The organism is Saprospira grandis (assembly GCF_027594745.1).
Classification (GTDB): Bacteria; Bacteroidota; Bacteroidia; order Chitinophagales; family Saprospiraceae; genus Saprospira; species Saprospira grandis.
On record NZ_CP110854.1, the window covers coordinates 4,090,727 to 4,110,256 of the forward strand.

General features: G+C 46.5%; 12 protein-coding genes. 11 read left to right on the forward strand and 1 reads right to left on the reverse strand.

What is annotated here, in order from left to right; all coding sequences use genetic code 11:
- The first annotated feature begins 153 nt into the window (after positions 1–153).
- From OP864_RS16075 to OP864_RS16115, 9 genes are all read left to right on the forward strand, one after another.
- Positions 154–1,083: a glycosyltransferase gene (locus tag OP864_RS16075; protein WP_270099170.1), complete on the forward strand. Its 930-nt coding sequence runs from the start codon at positions 154–156 to the stop codon at positions 1,081–1,083.
- Complete coding sequence (locus OP864_RS16080) at positions 1,083–1,937, forward strand: ABC transporter permease (protein ID WP_270099171.1); 855 nt, start codon at positions 1,083–1,085, stop codon at positions 1,935–1,937. Before OP864_RS16075 ends, OP864_RS16080 begins: the two co-directional genes overlap by 1 nt.
- Before the next feature lie 279 nt (positions 1,938–2,216).
- A complete protein-coding gene (locus tag OP864_RS16085) occupies positions 2,217–3,503 on the forward strand; it encodes an ABC transporter ATP-binding protein (RefSeq protein ID WP_270099172.1) in 1,287 nt (428 codons plus the stop codon).
- Between the two features lie 11 nt (positions 3,504–3,514).
- The gene (locus OP864_RS16090) at positions 3,515–4,684 is read left to right on the forward strand and encodes a TDP-N-acetylfucosamine:lipid II N-acetylfucosaminyltransferase family protein (protein ID WP_270099173.1); all 1,170 of its coding nucleotides are present in this window, start codon (positions 3,515–3,517) and stop codon (positions 4,682–4,684) included.
- Between the two features lies 1 nt (position 4,685).
- Positions 4,686–5,651, forward strand: a complete 966-nt coding sequence (locus OP864_RS16095) for a glycosyltransferase family 2 protein (RefSeq protein WP_270099174.1) — start codon at positions 4,686–4,688, stop codon at positions 5,649–5,651.
- Positions 5,652–5,656: 5 nt separating this feature from the next.
- On the forward strand, positions 5,657–7,525 hold the full coding sequence (gene asnB / locus OP864_RS16100; RefSeq protein WP_270099175.1) for an asparagine synthase (glutamine-hydrolyzing): 1,869 nt from the start codon (positions 5,657–5,659) through the stop codon (positions 7,523–7,525).
- A gap of 195 nt (positions 7,526–7,720) precedes the next feature.
- Positions 7,721–8,866: a glycosyltransferase family 4 protein gene (locus tag OP864_RS16105; RefSeq protein ID WP_270099176.1), complete on the forward strand. Its 1,146-nt coding sequence runs from the start codon at positions 7,721–7,723 to the stop codon at positions 8,864–8,866.
- 190 nt (positions 8,867–9,056) lie between these two features.
- The gene (locus OP864_RS16110) at positions 9,057–10,160 is read left to right on the forward strand and encodes a glycosyltransferase family protein (protein ID WP_270099177.1); all 1,104 of its coding nucleotides are present in this window, start codon (positions 9,057–9,059) and stop codon (positions 10,158–10,160) included.
- 10 nt (positions 10,161–10,170) lie between these two features.
- On the forward strand, positions 10,171–11,199 hold the full coding sequence (locus OP864_RS16115; protein ID WP_270099178.1) for a Gfo/Idh/MocA family protein: 1,029 nt from the start codon (positions 10,171–10,173) through the stop codon (positions 11,197–11,199).
- A 658-nt stretch (positions 11,200–11,857) separates the two neighbouring features.
- On the opposite strand, the gene OP864_RS16125 is transcribed toward OP864_RS16115, so the two are convergent.
- Positions 11,858–17,386 (reverse strand): sacsin N-terminal ATP-binding-like domain-containing protein, encoded by a 5,529-nt coding sequence (locus tag OP864_RS16125; RefSeq protein ID WP_270099179.1) that lies wholly within the window; start codon positions 17,384–17,386, stop codon positions 11,858–11,860.
- 503 nt (positions 17,387–17,889) lie between these two features.
- Between OP864_RS16125 and hemF the strand changes: the two genes are divergently transcribed.
- Entirely contained in the window at positions 17,890–18,816 is a 927-nt protein-coding gene (gene hemF / locus OP864_RS16130; protein ID WP_270099180.1) for an oxygen-dependent coproporphyrinogen oxidase, read from the forward strand.
- 153 nt (positions 18,817–18,969) lie between these two features.
- Positions 18,970–19,506, forward strand: coding sequence for a lecithin retinol acyltransferase family protein (locus tag OP864_RS16135; RefSeq protein WP_270099181.1), 537 nt, complete (start codon positions 18,970–18,972; stop codon positions 19,504–19,506).
- The last annotated feature ends 24 nt before the right edge of the window (positions 19,507–19,530 follow it).

Consider the following 19,530-nt stretch of genomic DNA (forward strand, 5'->3'; position numbering starts at 1 on the left):
TATAATGAACTTCTGTGGCCTTGAGCCTTTGGAAGTTCGATGTGTAAAAAATAGGTATAGGTGCCAAAGCTAAGTTTTTTTGTGCAGTTGTCTAGTTTTGGACCTAGATAATTCTATTTTTGCCCCATGATTTGAAAATTCATTTAAAGTAAAATGCCAAACACCTCCCTTGTAGATGTATGTATGATCACCTATGCGCATGAGCCTTTTTTGAGGCAGGCCATAGAGAGCATCTTAATGCAGAAAACTGATTTTCCCTTTCGTCTAGTTATTGGAGAAGACTGCAGCCCCGACAACAGCCGAGCGATTTGTGAGGAATACGCCCAAGCTCATCCAGAGCGAGTCGTTTTACTCCCTTCTGACAAGAACTGGGGGGCAATTCCCAATTTTGAGCGAACCATTGCGGCCTGTACGGCCCCTTATATTGCCTTTTGTGAGGGGGATGACTATTGGACCGACCCGCATAAGTTGCAAAAGCAATTAAATTTGCTAGAGGCTAGACCAGAAGCGGTACTTAGTTTTCATGAAGTTCAATTTTTAGAAGATGATGAATTTCGCCCTTTGGTCCAACCTTTTGAAGAGGGGCAACTCTTGGGCTTTTTTGAGCTTTTTGATCGCCATATTGTGCCCAACACCTCTACGGTTATGATTCGCAAGCCTAAGAAAGCTCCCAAGCGATTTGCAGAGGTTTTCAATGGGGATACCCTCTACTTCTACTATGCGCTTAATTTTGGTAAGGCGCTGTTTAGCCGAAGTATTTTGCCTTCTACCTATCGTTTGCATGCGGGCGGAATTTTCTCTAGCCTGGCCCAATTTGGCCGCCGAGAGAAGGCCCTAAAAACCTACCGTATTTTGGCCCAAAACATGCAGGGCGAGGCCGAGCAAAAAGCGGTTGAAGCCCTCTTACTGCAACTTTATCGAGAATACCTTATCTTGGCCCTCAAAGAAAAAGCGCTGACTGAATACTTAAAAAAGAAATGGGCTTATTTCAGTTTTGCCTTTAGTCTAGGGCAATACAAGGCCCCTTGGCTTCATTTAAAAGACCTACTTTATCACCTTAGCCTTTATTTTAAAAGAAAGTAATGAAAGAAACAGAAGAAAACTGGAGCTTAGTGATTGGCCCCAAACGCTCGCTTTGGTCGCTAGATTTGGCCGAGCTTTGGCAATATCGCGATTTGCTACAGATGTTCGTTCGCAGAGATGTAGTGACCGTTTACAAACAGACGGTATTGGGCCCGATCTGGTTTTTTGTGCAGCCCATTATGACCATGTTGGTCTATGTGGTCATTTTTGGCAACATTGCGGGCCTACCCACAGATGATATTCCTCAGCCGCTCTTTTATTTGTCGGGCATTATTATCTGGAATTATTTTTCAGATTGCTTTATGCAAACCTCTGATACCTTTTCACTTAACCAAGATATGTTTGGCAAGGTCTATTTTCCTCGCCTCATTATGCCACTTTCTAAGGTGGTGGCTGGTCTGATTAAGTTTGGGATTCAGTTTATCCTCTTTTTAGCCGTTTATGCCTACTTTTTTATCAAAGGGGTAGATTTGGCGCCCAATGCAGCCTTGGCTTTGGTGCCCGTTTATATTCTACTTATGGCGGCTTTGGGCTTGGGCTTTGGACTTATTTTCACTTCGCTAACCACTAAATACCGCGACCTTAAGTTTTTGGTCCAATTTGGTGTGCAGCTCTTGATGTATGCCAGCCCCATCATTTACCCCATGAGCATGATTGACCAACCCTTGCTCAAAAAGGTCATTTACTACAATCCTTTGGCCCAGGTTATTGAGGGCTTTAAATATGCTTTTTTGGGCCGTGGCGAACTGAGCTGGACGGGCTTTGCCTATGCGGCCGTTTTTGCTTTTGTGGTCCTTTTTCTAGGCGTTTTTATCTTTAACAAGACGGAGCGCAGTTTTATGGATACGGTTTAGGGGCTTGCGGGCTTCGCCCGCCGGGCCCCTTCAGGGCTCGCAGGTCTGCTCGGCCCTTCAGCGCTAAAGCGCTTCGGTCTGGCCCTGCGGGCCACCCATTCCGGGCCCCTAAGCCGCTCATCGGAACCCATAGCTTTGGGCTGCAGGGCCAGGCACTAGATGGCCACAACAAGCCCTTTAGGGCGCAGTTCGACGACCGAAGGGAGTAAACGTAGCGGCCGCCGCAGGTGGCAGGCCCCAAAAAATAAAATTAACAACAATCTGCTTTAAAATAGAGTCATGTCAAAAATAGCCTTAAGTGTAGAAAACCTCTCTAAGCAATATCGTTTGGGAGAAATTGGAACGGGCACGATTTCCCATGATTTGAACCGTTGGTGGGCCAAAATGCGGGGAAAAGAAGATCCTTTTTCTTTGGTCGGCCAAGAAAATGACCGAACCAAAAAGGCCGAATCTGATTTTGTTTGGGCCTTGAGAGATATTAACTTCAAGGTAGAACAGGGCGAAGTATTGGGCATTATTGGTAAAAATGGAGCGGGAAAATCGACCCTGCTCAAGCTGATTTCTAGAATCACTGCCCCCACTCAAGGATTTATTAAAGCGAAGGGCCGAATTGCCTCTTTGCTGGAGGTAGGAACGGGTATGCACCCCGAAATGACGGCCAGAGAAAATATTTTCCTCAATGGGGCCATCATAGGGATGACCAAAAAGGAAATTCGCCGCAAATTTGATGAAATTGTAGACTTTGCGGGCTGCACTATGTATGTAGACACCCCCGTTAAGCGATACTCTTCGGGCATGCGGGTGCGTTTGGGCTTTGCCGTTGCGGCCTTTTTAGAGCCAGAAATCTTAATTGTAGATGAAGTTTTGGCCGTGGGAGATGCTGAGTTTCAGAAAAAGGCCGTGGGTAAAATGAAAGATGTGAGTAGTGGCGAAGGGCGGACCGTTTTGTTTGTGAGCCATAATATGGGCAGCGTTCGGGCACTTTGCAACAAAGGCTTGGTGCTCAAAAATGGCCAAATGCAGTTTCAGGGAACGGCAGATGCAGCAGTGCAAAACTATTTGGACAACTACGTAGAAGAAAGCCGAGAAATTGAGTGGTCCAGAGAAGAAGCGCCGGGCACGCATGAAGTCAAATTGCTTTCGGCCAAGGTGAAAAAAGCAGGCGCTAGCAGCAGCCGTGAAATGATTGAACAAGGCGATGCGGTAGAGCTCGACTTTGTCATTGAGAAATTGACCGAAGGCGAAGAGCAGGTAGATTTTACCTTTCATTTTTATGATGAGATGAACAACTTTGTTTTTATGGCCAGCTCTGCTTTGCAAAATGACATTCCTAAGTCGGGCAAGGGGCTACTGCACTATAAAGCCCTCATTCCTGCCAACCTTCTACATGAGGGAAATTATAGTCTGGATAAAATATTCATTGTCAAAAACAAAGCGAGCCTCCTTTACCGTCATGGAAGCAGCCTCAACTTTGAGGTGGTGCGTAGAATCTCTGGTTTTGGTTGGCAGGGCGCCAAGGAAGGAGTGGTCAAGCCAGATATTAAATGGAGCTTAGAGCAACTATAGATAAAAAGGATATGACTAAAGAAAAACAGATCGTACACTTTTGTCGAGACAGTGTGTTTCATCGAATCATTATAGACCTTTATGAGGCAGTTGCTCCAGGTCAGAACCGCTATATTTTGGTCAAGGAGAAAGATGCCTATGTCTCTTTTAAGTTGGAGCCAGAAATGGAAAAACTGACTAAAGCAGAGGCTAAGGAGGCATTGGCCCAACATGAGGTGGCCATTTTCCACTCATTGAGTGAAAACAATCTTTGGTTGGCGGCTCAGGCTGGAGATCAACAAAAGGTTGTTTGGTGCAGTTGGGGGAGTGATTTGGGAGCTAACCATAGCTACTGCTCTGATGAGACTATTTTAGATCCAAAATCTTATCAGGCGAACCAGCAAAATAGAAAAGCTGTATTAAGAGCAGCTAAAATAACACTATACAAGCTTTTGCATCAGTTTCCTAGCCTGCAAGCTGCTTATTTCAATTGGCGGATTGCCAAAGAAAAACAGCCATTAAAAGAACAGGCACTTTCGAAGATAGACTATGTGTCTACCATACTTCCACCAGAAAAGGAAATTTTAAGTAGCCTTCCTCAGCTGAAAGCGGATTATCAGTGGGTAAACTATGGTGCGGTGGATATGTTTGTTGGGGACTTCTACAAAAAGGATACTCCTTTGGGACAAGGGATGTTTGTGGGACACGCTGCTTTCTTTACCTGTAATCATCTAGATATTTTACCCCAAATCAAAGCGCTAGACTACCCCTATTCTATATTTATCCCTATGGCTTATGGCAATAAATATTGTAAAGCCGCTCTAGCCGAAGAAGCACCCAAGCTTTTTGGCCAACAGCTAATTTTGCAAAAAGAAGTGCTTCCCAAAGCCGATTACTTAAAGCAGCTCTTGGCTTGCAACATTGCCGTACTTAATACAAAGCGACAGGAAGCTTTAGGGACCCTAATCACTGTGCTCTATTTGGGAATGCATACTTATTTACATCCAGAAGGGGTGCTGTACAAATTTTGTACAGAACAAGGCCTAAAGGTTTATACTACCCGAGCACTAAAAAAGGGAATGGATTTCCCTAAGGGGAAGGCTAAAGAGATGAAGCACAATAGGGCGCAATTAGAAAAGATATATGGTCGAGAGGTGGTTCTCTCTAGAATAGAAAATTTGCTAAAAAAACTACTGGACTAAGATGACAAAGCCTTTACTTTCTGTAGTACTCTCTGTTTATAATGCAGCACCCTACCTTGAAGAATGCCTCGAATCCCTAGCTGCCCAAACTTACAGCCCCATAGAATTTTGGTTAGCAGACGATGGTTCTAGCGATGACAGTCGTGCTATTTTAGACCGTTGGGCCGCCAAAGACAGTCGCTTTAAAACAGATCACAACGATAAGAATATCGGTAAAATCAAAACGATTAACCGTTTGCTATTAGAGCGGGCAAAAGGAAAATATCTTTCTGTTCATGATGCAGATGACTATTCCGCACCCAATCGCTTTGAATTACAACTACAGTTTTTAGAAGCAGAGCCCGACCACGGTTTATGTGGAACATTCTACACTAAAATATCAGATGATAATAAAGTCTTAAGAAAGGAAAAGAAACATGTTTCGGCTGATGTTATTCGAGCAGAGCTCAAAAATTTTAATCAATTTTGTGGCCCAACTATGGTTTATCGAGCCGATTTGTTTAAACGCTTAGGAGGTTATCGCCTTTTTCTCAACCGAATTGGTAATGAAGACTACGATCTGTCTTATCGGGCCGCAGAACAAATGAAATGTAGCAATGTTCCCCATTTCCTGTATTATTATAGACAATCTGAAAATTCGCTGTCTAAAACCCTAAAGGCAGAAAATGCAGTCAGCTATAAATTGGTCCAATGGCTGGCTTTAGAAAGAGCGGCAGAAGGAAAGGACGCCCTGCAAAAGAATGAAGTAGAACGCTGTGTCGCCCAATTAGAAAAGCTTTGTCAACCCTATAAAGAAGAACCTGATTTGCTCTGCAGAGAATATGCCGCAGCATATATGTATGAAAAGCTTTATCGTTCCGCATTCTATGCCGCCTTGCAGGCCATAAAAATCAATCCTACAAAATTGATTAACTACCGAACCGCTTTTTATATCTTACGCAAAGCTAACTTTAACCTCTTGAACTAATTTTTATGTGTGGTATCGCCGGACAATTTAATCGCTCGGGCCAAGCTTTTTCTCCCGCCCAAAAGGAGTTTATCTTTAACGCCCTAAAAAGACGTGGCCCAGAGGCCAAAGGCGAAAAATCTTTTGCTCTCCCCGCCGGACAATTAGAACTCTTCCACCGCCGACTCTCTATTATCGAACTCTCTGAAGAAGGCCAACAACCTATGCCATCCGCTAGCGGCCGCTGCTGGATTAGCTTCAATGGAGAAATCTATAATTATCAAGCTATCCGAACAGCACTAAGCCAGGAGTATGTCAAACTCAATACACTAAGCGATACAGAGGTCATTATGGCCGCCTACGAACAATGGGGCCTGCAAACAATGCTCGATAAAATCGATGGGATGTTCGCTTTTGCCCTTTTTGACCAAAAGGAAAATAAATTGTTTTTGGTCCGCGACCGCCTAGGTAAAAAACCTCTTTACTACAGCTGGACCGGCCAAGCGCTTTTTTTCTCTTCCGATATCCGCATTGTTAAAGCTCAACTTCCCCAAGCACAGCTAGACCTCGCTAGCCTCGATTATTATTTGACGGAGTTGTCCAGCCCTCAACCGCATACGATCTGGCAGGAGATTAAACAAGTCCCCCCAGCTCAGCTTCTAGAGCTCGAGCTGCAAAGCGGAGCGCCCCAGTTGTCTACTTACTGGAGCCTAAAAAAGAAAGAACCCTTAGATCTCAATTTGAATGAGGCCCTAGAGCAAACTGAAAATATGCTCCGAAAAGCAATCCGCAAACGCTTAGTGAGTGATGTCCCTATCGCTTGCTTTCTCAGCGGTGGCGTAGATTCTGGCCTGATTACAGCCCTGATGGCCGAGGAGTCTAGCCAAAGGGTGCCCAGCTTTACCATCGGCTTTGCCGAAGCAATTGATATGAACGAATTTGCCGAGGCCAAGGCCTTGGCCCAACGCTATAATTGCGATCATCACGAAATTGTGGTGGAAGATCAACTCTTTGACCAGTTGGAGGGCCTGATGGATTATTTCGGTGAACCCTTTGCCGATGCTAGTATTTTGCCTTCTTCGCTGGTCTGCCAAGCGGTATCTAAAGAATATAAGGTGGCCCTCTCCGGCGATGGAGGCGATGAGCTTTTTGGTGGCTATCCCGATTATGGCCTGGCGTTCAGAAGTAGCCAGTTTGCCAAAAAACATCCCCAAAATCAATACCTCATCAGCCAGTTGGATAAACTGCTGGGCCGACTCAAAGGCAAAAAGGAAAATATGGGCGCCTGTTATGCCTATTTGCAATTGCCGCCAGAAAAACGCCTCTTCCGACAAATGGGCTTCTGGTCCAAAGAGGCCCTATACACCCAAAAACAAGCCCCCAGCGCCCAAGAACATTTACAAACAATATGGAGCAATTTTGCAGGCTCAGGAACCGCCCTAGATCAACTGATGCGCAGCTCCCTACATAGCCGCCTGCTCAACGATTATCTGCCCAAGGTGGACCGCGCCTCTATGTACCACTCCCTAGAGGTTCGCTCGCCTTTTCTCGATATCGATTTGCTCAATTTTGCCTTTAATCTGCCCGATGAACTGAAGTTTTATCAAAACCAAAATAAGTTTTTACTCAAGCAGCTGGCCAAAACGAAAATTGATCCCCAAATTTTAAATCGCCCCAAAAAAGGCTTTAGTATTCCCATCGGCGACTGGCTGCGCGGGGCCGCCAAAAGCTGGGGAGAAGAATTGCTCCAGCAACTCAAAAAACGCCCTTATTTTCAAGCCCATTATCTCGATACGCTCTGGGAAAACCACCAAAAAGCAAGCAATAACGCAGATGCACTCCGCATTTGGACCCTACTCTGCTTCGAGCTTTGGGCCGAAAAACATCTGGATTAGTTTGTTTTGGGGCCTCCCTTCGCCCTCAAGGGCTCAGGGCGCTACGTTTTGCCGCTCGCAGGCCTGCTCGGCCCTGCGTCGCTTCGCTCCTTGGTCTGGCCCTTCGGGCCACGGCTCCACATCACTAGGCCATTTGGCCTACGGCCAAGGCGGCTTTGCCGCCTACATTCCTAGACCCTTTGGACCATTTTAACTATGAATATTCTGTATCTAGCCGATCCCGGCCTCATTCACGATCTTAAATGGATGCGCTTTTTTACTAAAGACCATCCTTGTTTTGTCGTCTCTAGAGCACATCATCAAGCGCATCTCCAATCTCCACAATGGAAGCAGTTTTTGGCCGAGGAGCAGGTAGAATATCTGGGCCAAATAGAAGATTTTTCTATCCGCCACTTTTTTCGCAGCCGCCAAGAAATGAACAAATTGGCAGGCTGGATTAAAGAACATAAAATTGATTTATTACATCTGTTTTATGCCGAACCTAATGCGCTTTGGGCCTATTTCCGCAAAAGCCTAGGGGTCAAAATCGTATTAACCAGCCGAGGAACCGATGTGCTGCAAACAATTCCCCAGTTTTTTCAGGCCGGAGGCTGGAAAAATGGTCTCATTCGCCATTTTTATGGCCGAGCCTTTGGCCAATTGGACCAAATTGTTTCTACCTCTTTGCGACAGGCCCAAAGTATTGAGCAGTATTTTCCTCAAGTCCAAAAAGAAATTGCCATCATCCGCACTGGTGTAGATGTAGACCTATTTGAAATGCCCCAGCCTCAGGCTTTGCCAAAAGCGCTAAAGGAAAAGCAATTTGTCTTTTTTCCTAGAGCCATGCGCCCACTTTATCAACATGAGTTGGCTATTGCAGCCATTGAGCTTTTGCCTAAGTCTATTCTGGACCAATACCAGTTCGTTTTTGTCAATAAAGACGGAAAAGAGCAAGCTTATTTGGACCAAATTGCCCAGTTGATGCAAAATGGCCAAGCCAATTATATCTGGCTGCCGAATTTGGACCAAAGCGCCCTTTGGCAAACTTATAAGTCCGCTAATTTGGTGGTCATGACCCCTAAATCAGATGGAACTCCCGTAACGGCCATAGAAGCCATGCTCAGCAAAACGCCCCTCATCTTGCCGCCCTTGGCCTATGATGAGGACCTTTTTTCGGGAACCTGCCTGCAGTTTAAGGAATGGACCGCCAAATCTTTGGCCCAAGAAATTCAAAAAGCTTTGGAGCAAGCCCAAACAGAAATGATCGAAGAGGCTTATCTTCGGGCGAAGGGCCTAGCCAACCGAAAAACAGAAATGAGCCGTTTAGGCCAGATTTACAATGATTTGGTCCCTAAAGGTTAATGCTAGCAGAGTACAGGGCGCAAAGCGCCCGCAGGCCTAGCGCTGTGGAGGGGTGGCCGTAGGCCAGACCGAGTTTTTTGAGCAAAGCGAAAAAAACGAAGGGCCGAGCGACTAGCGAGCCCCGCAACCTAGCGCCCTGAGCCCCTAAGGGCGAAGGGAGGCCCCAAAAAATAACTAGAAAAAAGCAATTATGAATATTCTTCGAGGGAAGAGCATCTTTATTTTATCGCCCGAAGCTTGGGGCAAAAGTTTTGTTTCTAAGCATCATTATGCCAGTTTATTGGCCCAAAAAGGCAATCGCGTTTATTTTGTGAACCCGCCTTCAGAAAAATGGGCCAAGCAAAAAGTGGCGCCCAATTTATGGGTTTTGGATTATAGCACCGGCTGGCGCAAAGGCGTACAGCGTTGGCCCAACTTTTTGCGAAAATGGGCCAATGCGGGCTTGATTCGGCGGCTGTATCAGTTGGCAGAAGCCGAGGCAGACCTCATTTGGAGTTTTGACCCTTTTCGTTTTCAGGATTTAAGGCAATTTGGGGCAGATTATCGCATCTATCATCCTGTAGATCCGCATATTTGTCCTTTGGAGCAGGCCGTCATCAATTCGGCCCAAATTCTTTTTGCCAGTTCGCATAAAATCATAGAGCGCTTTGAGGCTACTGGGCGCACCCCCATGTATTTTATCAATCATGGTTTGGCCCAGCACTTTTTGGCTGCAGCGCCCAAGCTAGATTTTTCGCCTCGATCGGGACGAATTAAAGTGGGTTATGTGGGCAATTTAAACTATCCTTTTTTGGATGAGCAGGCCTTATTGAGCATTGTGAAGCAGCAAGGGGAAGTTGATTTTTATTTTATTGGACCTTATAAAAAGGGGAATTTGTCGGGCAGAGAGCGTAAATCATTGATTGCGCAATTGATGGAGCTAGAAAACTGCTTTTTATTGGGCCCCAAACCCTCGGCAGAGCTGCCCGCTTATTTGGACCATTTCGATTTGTTTTTGATGACTTATGAGGGCGATAAAAATCCTGCGGCCATGGCCAACCCACATAAAATATTAGAGTATTTGAGTCGGGGAAAAGCCGTGATCAGCCATTTTATAGATGAGTATAAGAAGCGAAAAGATTGGGTCTATATGGTGGAAGATAATGCAGACTTGCCCGCTAAGTTTGCTTGGGCTTTGGCCAATTTAGACAAGATCAATAGCGAGCAGTTGCAGGCGCAGCGCAAAGCTTATGCGCAGGCCAATAGCTATTTGGCACAGCTGCAGCGGATAGATGCTTATTTGCAAGAAATTTAAGAAAATAGAGATGTCAGAAAAGATAAAATTTGCTGTGCTGGGCCTTGGTTTTGTGGGCAAACGGCATTTGGCCATGATTCGGCAGCAGAGGGAAGCAGAAGCGGTTGCGCTTTGCGATATTCGGCCAAAGTCAGCGCTCAATTTACCAGATTGGGCCGAAGAACTGCCCTTTTATAGTAGTTTATCGGAACTCCTAGAGCAAGAGAAATCGGTCCGGGTGCTTTGCATTTGTACGCCCAATGGCTGCCATGCCGAGCAGGGACTCTTGGGCCTAGAAGCAGGCAAAGAAGTGGTGATAGAAAAGCCCATGGCCCTTACTAAAGTGGATTGTGAGGCTCTTATTTATAAGTCCCTACAAATGTCTAAACAGATCTTTGTGGTGATGCAAAACCGCTATTCGCCCCCCGCAAAATGGCTCAAGCAACTGCTGTTGGAGCAGCGCCTGGGCGACATCCAATTGGTCCAAATCAACTGCTACTGGAACCGAGACGAGCGCTATTATCGCCCCGATGGGCAGCCGCACCCCTGGAAAGGCCAAGCCGCAGCCGATGGAGGCACTCTATTTACCCAGTTCTCTCATTTTGTCGATATGATGTACTGGCTTTTTGGAGACATCAAGAATATCTCGGCCCGCTTTGCCGATTTTCAGCATCAGGAAATGACCGATTTTGAGGATTCGGGCTTGGTCCAATTTGATTTTGTCAATGGAGGTATGGGCTGTATCAATTACTCCACCGCCGTCTATCAACAAAATATGGAAAGTAGTCTGACGGTGATCGGGGCCAAGGGCAGCCTGAAAATTGGCGGCCAATACATGAATGAGGTAGAATATTGCAAAATTGAAGATTATGAAATGCCCGAACTGCCCCCCGCTAATCCCCCAAATGATTATGGGCATTACAAAGGCTCTGCGGCCAATCATTCTTATGTGATAGAGAATGTGGTGGATGTGCTCAAGGGGCGAAAAAACATCAGCACCAACGCCTTAGAAGGACTTAAGGTGGTCGAGATTATAGAAAAGATTTATGCCCTAAAATAAAAAGAAACTTAATAATGAGGATTTGGGGCCCGCGGCCGCCTTGGCAAAGCCAAGGCGGCCGCCGCTATGCTGCGGGGCTCACAGAGCTGTTCGGCCCTGCAGGCAGGCGAAGCCTGCCTTTGGTCTGGCCCTATGGGCCACCCGCTCCGCAGCGCTGGGCCGCTCAGCTGTCTTTTTTTCTTTGGGCCATATTCTTCAGCGGCTGAAGAGGGCCTTTGGATAAGCTACTTCTCTGCGATAACAACTGAACAAGACCATGTATATCAACAGTTGAGGCCCTCGCAGGATTAGCTAGTTATGTTTTTTACTAAGCCAGTTAACTCCCAGACATAACTTTTAGCATTTTTGATTTTGTTACGTTTTTTAAGTTTTTAACAAAACCCTAACAAATTAGCTCAAAATGGGCCAAAAAAAGGCCGTTTTAGGGCCGAAGCCGAGCCCCCAAGTCTGAAAAACCCAAGAAGAGCGGCTGAGCTGCCGAAGCAGGGCCGCCGAAGGCGGCAGACCAAAGCGCTGAAAGCGCTGCAGGGCCGAGCAGACCTGCGAGCTGCGCAGTGGAGCGACCCGACCAAAGGGCGGGGCAGCCCCAAAACAAAAAAATAGCGAAACCAGTCCTTGACCAGCTTCGCTATTGGGCAGTATAAAACGCCTCTTTTATTTAATCCTCCTTCACTTTGAGTTGGCTATTTTGGGCCAAACTAAGCAATTGGCTGAGGAGCTCCTCGGGTAAATCTTGTAGGTTGAAGGACATAGACAATTGGGCCTCCTTCTCGCTGCTCTTGATCGCCTGCAATTGCTCCAATTTTGGAGACTGGATAGCGGCCTCTTCCAAAGCTTTGAGCTCTCGGACCGTTTGGCTGCGGACCGCCTGCACTTCTTCCTTTTTGTTCAATTCGTTTTTGTAGCGCAACAGCTGCAAAAGGGCCATTTCAGAAACGGTTTGGCGGCCAGCAATAGCAAAAAGCGCCTCTTCGAGGTTCTCCGCTTGGCTATTGAGGTAAATCTCCCCATCAATGAAAACGGCATCTCCTTGGCGGACAATCTTGACCATCTCCTCTTGAAAATAGACGGTATAAGGAATAGCGCCCTGCAATAAAAAGATACTTTGCTTAAACTCTTCCTTCCATTTTAGGTAGTGGGGGGCGGCCCATTCTTGGGCAGTTTCCTCCAGACTCTCTCGGTCCAGCTCCTCACGGCTATCGGCCTGAAAGAGCGGATAATACTTGAGGGTTTTATCGAATAGGCGTTTATTGGTTTGGGCCAAAAGGCCGAGTAGTTTAGCGACAGGCAGCTCGTATTTTTCTACAAACTCGCTGAGCTCGCTACTGGGTGTATAGCAATAGGTCCAATCCTCTGTTTGGCCCAAGGCATACTGCAAAATAAGTCCCTCTTCGCCCATTTCTGCAGATTGGATATAAGGGAGGGCCAAACCCTTCATCTGCGATTCAGACAAGCTATTATAGAGCTTGCGCAGCCAGAAAATGCGTTCGTCCTGAGAAGAAAAAAGCAGCTCTTTTTGGGCCAAGAAGCGGACCGTTTGGGGCAAGAGCGGAGCATGGCTATTTTGGACCTCATTGATCTGTTTTTGAGAAGTCGTTTCACCCTGGCCTTCGGCCAAATAGCGGCGCAAATTCACCACTGCAGATTGTGGACCTTGTAGGCCAAGGGCCAGCATAAAGCTCAGTCGATTGAGCGGTAAATCCGCATCGAGCTCGGCTTCATAGGGAATAGAGTCGGCATCCTCGCCCAAATACTCTTGTAAAAGCGGGGGCAATTGTTCTTCTTGCAGGGCATATTCTGGACTAAAGAGATAGGCAGAGAGGTCCATTTTTTCGCCTAGCTGCTGCTTTTGGCCAAAATAAATCTCTATAGACTGCTTTGGATCTCCTTGCTCGGCCCAAAGTGGATAAACCGCCTCTAGCAAGCGGCGGAGCAAAGCGGCCTTGGGTTCGTTCTCTTGCAAAGCCCGTAGCGGGGCAGCAAAAAAGCGGTTGCGTTCCAAATAAGGCTGAAAAGCGATGTATTGGCCAGCGAACTCAAAAGCTTGGCGGCTGCTGCTCTCTGGATCCATCCGAAGGATTTCGGGCAAATCGGCATAGCGCTCTGGATGTAGGCAAGCTTGGGGGTGGATATAATCGGGGGCATTGAAATAGAAAGCTTCTAGACTCTCTAGGGGCAGCCATTCTTCATTGGCCAATTGGACCCAAAAATTGCGGGCCAAAATGGGGCGTTCCTTGCGTTTGACCTGCAAGAGCACCACGGCTAGCTGTTGGGCATTTTGCAATTCCACTCTATCGCCTTTAAGCAAATCATAAAGCTGCTCTAAGCTCAGTTCCTCTAGTTCGAAGCAGCGGCGGCGCAGGCTATTGGGCGCTTCATAATCCACCAGCTGCTCCATCAACTTATTGGTCAGGGCCTGCCATTTTTTATGCTTAGGCGAAATAGCCGCTACATCCAATTGATATTTGCCATCCCGCTCGATGCTGACGGTAGTTTGCGGGGCAAAAGAGATGCTGCTCAGCTTCATCAAGCCGCCTTCAATGGCCTCTACAAAGACCTTAGAACGGATTTTGGCATGTTCGGCATCTTTGTTTCTGAAAATCTGCAAAGCCTGATGCTCAAAACTATCCTTATCATAAATGCGATCTTCTTTGAGGACAATCCGTTCGATTTTAGAAAAGACCTGTTCTTGCAAAGCGGCATTGCCTGATTCTACAATCATGGCAGAAAGCAGCTCTGGACTTGCATTTTTATGGCGAGAGAGTTCCTTATATAATTTTGGACCGAGCAAAAGGCCTTCATAATCTAGGCCTTCTTTATATAGGCTATAGGGAAATAGCTTATAGCTTTCGCCAAAATTCTCCTTAATGACAGCGGCCATTTTCTGGGCCGATTTATCGAGATAGTAGGGGGTGTTTTTAGCTCTACGGCCCAGCTCATAGAGGCGACCTTCTCCTGCGGTTACATACATAAACTTAAAGAGGGGCGTTTTGGCCAAGCTCAAAAACTCTTGTAGGGCCAAAACGGCATCTTTGTCCAATTGCTGCGGCTCTAGATGCAGCAAACGGCCCAAAACAGCATCTCGAGTTTTTAGGGCCCTTTGGTTGAGATAGGGCAAGACCAACTTATTGGGGCAGCGGTAAGGCGTTAAGGTTTCTAGGGCGCGGACCAAAGCAGGATAATCTTCTACCTGCTCCATGGCCTGATGATAGAAAATGCCTTCGCCAATAAAGCCCTCTTCTTTGGAGAGGAAGACATATTTTTCGCCAATCAGCGGCTTAACCGAATTGGCTAGTTCGCTATACTTACTAAGCATCTCATAGAAAGCCTCTGGGGCATCCAAAACGGCTTCTTGCTCAATAAGCTCGCTCCAGTTTCTATGAATAATCTTATTAAAGAGGTCCTTTTCGGCACAGAGGAGCAGAGCCAAATCCTCCATATATTCCTCTTCCTTAATTTGGTAGGGCAGCAAAAAGAGCTCAAACTGCTCTTCGCTGCTCAACAGCTCTTGCAAGGGTCGTTTTTGGCCCAATTGATTCTCAAACAAGCAAAGCTTTTTGAGCTCTAGGCTATGCAGGGCTGCATTGAGGATAGGATAAACGGCTTGCTTTTCCTTGGGGCTAAGGGGTTGGCTTTCGGCCTGCTCCAAAATGGCCCGAGAGGCTTGTCGCCAATCTTTGTGGCTAGAGCTGGCCCGAATCTTAAAGGGCCCCTGATTGAGATAATCTAGAATAGCGGGATCGGGCAGTTCTAGGCCCATGAGTTTGCGCACCGCGGTGCGCAAGGCTGGATATTGCTTGGGGGCAACTTCTAAAAGACTGTTGTGATAAAAGACTTTTTCGGCGGGAAGGAAACCTTCTGTGGCAGAAACAAAAACGAGCTTTTTCTCGGCCAAATCAGGCAGGGAGCTAGCTTGTTTGTATAGGGCAATACTTTGCTCATAAAGCGCCTGCACCTGATCGATCCCCATCAAGCTGGGGTGCTCCGTCAATTGCTCCCAATAGGCCCAAATGATATTTTGATAAAGCTCTGGCCCCTCTGCAGAACAATAATAATCGGCCAGCTGACTATTGTCTTCTAACTCCAAGACCTCGAAGCCCTCCAAATAGCTATTGGGCGCTTGGCCCAAAGGCAAAATAGCGGCTAAAGGCAATTGCTGTTGATAGTGGTTGGCAAAAAGGGGAATAGCCCGCAGATCTTCTGCGTTAATTTGGCCCAAACTACTCAAGAAAGCAAATAGGCGGTTTTTCTGTGCTGCCGAAAGCGTAGAGACTGCGGCCCGCTCGGCAATTTTCTGGAAAAGCGCCTTGGGCTGGCTGAGGTAATCCAATTCTTTTTGTAGCTGCTCCAAAATGGCCGCATAATCCTGAATATCAAAAGAGAGGACCGAGAAACCCAGCGCCTTGATTTCTTCCTTATAAGGCAGGGTTTGGGCATTCATCAAAAAGATTTGCTCTTCCTCCTTAAGGTCTAAGATAGAGAGGTATTCCTCGCCACCGCCTTGTTGGCTAAAGCGAAAGCAGTTGATATATTGGAATTGGGCCAAAAAGTCTTCATCAAAATCAATTTGGCGCAATTCGGCCACAAAGGCCGCATAATCCTCCTCATCTAGGCTTTCGATCCAGCTATTGATGAGGGCTGGCGTACCTTGCAACAGCAATTCTTTGAGGCCCCAGCTTTTGAGGTCCAATTTGGCCGAGTTAGCGGCTTCTCTTTGCAAATGCTCATCTTCGGTCCAATAAAACCATTCTTTACCAATGCCCAATTGCATGGGATCAATGGGAAGGGCCGTCTTTTTAATCACGACTAGGTCCTTGGGATAAAAGTTGCGCTTATTGGTGGGAATAGATTGCTGAATGTACTTGAGATTTGGGCGATACAAATGCTGATTGAGCAATTCCGCATCATATTCCTCAGAAGGATCAGAAAGGAGTAGCGATTTATAAATGCTCAAGAAGTGCTCAAAATCTTTATTTCTTTTGCTATTGAGGCTTTTTTGCAAGGCCTTAGCAATGTACTTAAAGGTCTCAATATTGGCCTCGCCTTGGTCATCTAGGCGGGTACGGTCGGTAATTTTGGCAAAAGAGCTAGCATGAATGAGATAGGCCAAATTATGCCGCTCATTGCGCATAGGAAAAAACTGATAGAGGGAGGGACTTTGCTTCATCCGCTTAGCCTCTAGGGTATCATCCGGAAAACCTAGGGCGATTTCAATGGGACAAAAGGCAAATTCGGGATCAATTCGCTCAAAATCGGCTGTTTTGGGCAAAACGGTAAATTGTTCAAAGCGCAGACTTTGACGCTCGATCACTTTGTCCTGCAAAACCACCTTATTTAGGGTTTTGAGGGTGTTCATGGCATAGCCAATGCCCGATTGGATATTGAGCAAAGACTCTTTGAGCTTCTCATGCTTTTTGGGTCCAAACTTTAGGAAGAAGAGCGAGCCCTGAGAAAGGTCCAAAGCCGATAGTTGCTCCTGATTGCGCTGCAAAAAAGCCTGTAATTCTAGCAATTCCGCTTCCTTAAAGAGCGTTTGCGGCTGATAATTCAAATCTTTTACTTCTTCCTCTAGGCCAGTGGGAAAACAAGCCAGGATAATCTTGAGCAGCCAGGGCAAATCGGCTGCAGTTTCTGTGGTCCTTTGACAAGCTCCTTTTTGATAGGCCATTAGCTCCTCAAATTCGCTAGCATTTTGCCAACTAAAGAGGAGCGGTCCAGCCAAATCCTTTAACAATTCCTCTGCGCCATCAGATTTGCCCATTAGGCGGTAGGCCAACTTAAAGCCAATGCCATAGCGGCCAATTTTGCCACAGTTTTCGGCCTTACTTTTATCGGCTTTGGTCCCTTGAAAAGAGTTGAGTAGGGCCTTGAGGTCCTTATCCGTAAACGCCCGTCCATTATTGAGCACCATAAAATACTGCTCATCATAAATGACGGCACAATCGCTCGCTTGGCTATCGGCTGCATTTTGCAAAAACTCATAAATGGCTTGTTCATCCTGTGCATTTTGGAGTTTGGGACTCAAATCGGCCTTAATATTATCCACAATTCCGTTGACCATTCGGTAAAAACCGAATTGCTGGCCCTCATGGACACTACCGATAAAATTTTCATCCCAGGCTTGCATATCATAGCCTTCGGCTTTGCGCCAATCTGTGCGAAAGGCTTGGACGTTTTTTCTGCGCATGCTTTGTTTTTTTGTGTGTTGGCAAGTTTAAGGTATTTTCTACTCTTCTTCAAGTGCTGCCCCCCTTGTTTTTTGACCATTTTATGACCTTTTTGGCCCTAATTAGCCTCATTCTAAATATCTGTATCCTATAGGGAGCCCTAAAATTTGTTTTATCTTTGAGGCATTGAATTTGGGGCCTCCTGCCTTCGGCAGGCGCTACGTTTCGGGGCTCGCAGGTCTGCTCGGCCCTGCGCGGGCTTTGCCCGCTGGGTCTGCGGCTTCGCCGCCCCCCTGCACATCGCTAGGCCATGAACGAGCGCAGCGAGCTGCGCCCAGCAGGCCGCAAAGCGGCCGCAGGCTTAGGGATGGAAAGCAGTGGCGCGAAGCGCCAGACCGAGCCGCTGAAAGCTGCGAAGGGCCGAGCGAACAGCGAGCTGCGACACAGCCCGACCTGAGCGCAGCGAAGGGAAGCCCCAAAAAAATAGAATTAAACTCGCCCTCGGGCATAAAAATATAGTGAAATGAAAAACGAGCAACAAAAGATTCAGACGGCTTTGCAAGATTTGCAGGACCATATTTGTGCGGGCCTAGAGGCCATGGATGGCAAAGGGAAATTTCAGGAAGATTTGTGGGAGCGGCCCGGTGGTGGCGGTGGCCGCACCCGCCTAATTGGCGATGGAAATGTATTGGTTAAGGGCGGCGTGAATTTTTCTGCCGTAGAGGGCGAGGCGCCAGATGCTTTGCTCAAAACCTTGAAAATTGAGGCCAAAGGAGAGGAAAATTTGCGCTTTTTTGCCTCTGGAGTGTCTATTGTTTTGCATCCGGAGAGTCCTTATGTGCCCATTACGCATATGAACGTTCGTTATTTTGAATTGAGCGATGGAACTTGGTGGTTTGGCGGGGGAATCGACTTGACGCCACATTATGTATTTCCAGAATTGGCCCAGCAATTTCACCAGCGGATGAAAGCCGTTTGCGATGAGTTTCACCCTAGCTTTTACGAGCGTTTCAAGCCTTGGTGCGATGATTATTTCTATTTGCCTCATCGTGGAGAAATGCGAGGCATTGGCGGCATTTTCTTCGATCGTTTAGGTCCAGAAGAAGAGCTGTCTAAGGAAGAATTATTGGACTTTATCATTGCGGTGGGTAAAGCTTTTGTGCCCGCTTATGCCGAGCAGGTGGCTGCCACCAAAGAGATGTCTTATGGTCAAAAAGAGCTGGATTGGCAGGCGCTTCGCCGTGGTCGTTATGTAGAATTTAATTTGGTATTGGACCGTGGCACTAAGTTCGGTTTGCAAACCAATGGCCGCACCGAATCGATCTTGATGAGTATGCCGCCCACTGCGGGTTGGGCCTATGATCATCAGCCAGAGGCCGGCAGCGCAGAAGCACAAACCTTGGGCTATTTGGTCAAGGGAATTGATTGGCTCGCTCCTTTGGAGGTTTAGTAGTTTGGAGAAGAGGAAACGCCCAGTTGAGTTGTCGGCTGGGCGTTTTTTTTGTGCAAAAGTGAAAGTTTTTTGATTAAACTACCTTGTTTTGAAACTCATTCGATAACAAACCCGTATTAAGCTAATTATTTTATAACTAAAAAGTTTAATATGGTTAATTCATTACAACTAGCTCAAATGAGCCAAATTATTCAACATCATGGAATCAGTCCGCTTGATGTTCTTATTTTCAAAGATCTTCACTACCCTTTAATTAGACATTACGCACTATTTGCTGGTTTTAATTCATCAGGATATCCTCTTATCGTGGCAAATTACAGCAAAAGTGTTGGCATTTTACCTCCTGAAGAACTACAAAATTTTTCAGCTCGATTAGAATTGGATCGAGTTCGAAAATTTGAAGGGAGTCAAGAAGATAAAGAACATGCTTTTGAGCGTGTAAATAAAGCTTTTAATAAAAAGCCTTATGATCTTATGTTCAATAATTGCGAACATTTTGCAAATTATGTTCAATATGGAAATGCCTATAGTCAACAAACTCAAGTTGCAGCTGGAGGAGCTGCCGCAGTAGGCTTAGCAACAACTCTTAGTGCTAAAGAACCTCTTGCAAAAGCTCTTGGCGTAGCCCTACTTCTGGCTGCTGCAGGAAGTTTTGCTCTAGAGCTATCTAAACAAAATACATTTTAGTAAAGCTAAAATATTATTCTAGGG

Coding starts and splice junctions, on each gene's coding strand:
- OP864_RS16075 (WP_270099170.1), top strand. CDS start 154: ATGCCAAACACCTCCCTTGTAGATGTATGTATGATCACCTATGCGCAT.
- OP864_RS16080 (WP_270099171.1), top strand. CDS start 1,083: ATGAAAGAAACAGAAGAAAACTGGAGCTTAGTGATTGGCCCCAAACGC.
- OP864_RS16085 (WP_270099172.1), top strand. CDS start 2,217: ATGTCAAAAATAGCCTTAAGTGTAGAAAACCTCTCTAAGCAATATCGT.
- OP864_RS16090 (WP_270099173.1), top strand. CDS start 3,515: ATGACTAAAGAAAAACAGATCGTACACTTTTGTCGAGACAGTGTGTTT.
- OP864_RS16095 (WP_270099174.1), top strand. CDS start 4,686: ATGACAAAGCCTTTACTTTCTGTAGTACTCTCTGTTTATAATGCAGCA.
- asnB (WP_270099175.1), top strand. CDS start 5,657: ATGTGTGGTATCGCCGGACAATTTAATCGCTCGGGCCAAGCTTTTTCT.
- OP864_RS16105 (WP_270099176.1), top strand. CDS start 7,721: ATGAATATTCTGTATCTAGCCGATCCCGGCCTCATTCACGATCTTAAA.
- OP864_RS16110 (WP_270099177.1), top strand. CDS start 9,057: ATGAATATTCTTCGAGGGAAGAGCATCTTTATTTTATCGCCCGAAGCT.
- OP864_RS16115 (WP_270099178.1), top strand. CDS start 10,171: ATGTCAGAAAAGATAAAATTTGCTGTGCTGGGCCTTGGTTTTGTGGGC.
- OP864_RS16125 (WP_270099179.1), bottom strand. CDS start 17,386: ATGCGCAGAAAAAACGTCCAAGCCTTTCGCACAGATTGGCGCAAAGCC.
- hemF (WP_270099180.1), top strand. CDS start 17,890: ATGAAAAACGAGCAACAAAAGATTCAGACGGCTTTGCAAGATTTGCAG.
- OP864_RS16135 (WP_270099181.1), top strand. CDS start 18,970: ATGGTTAATTCATTACAACTAGCTCAAATGAGCCAAATTATTCAACAT.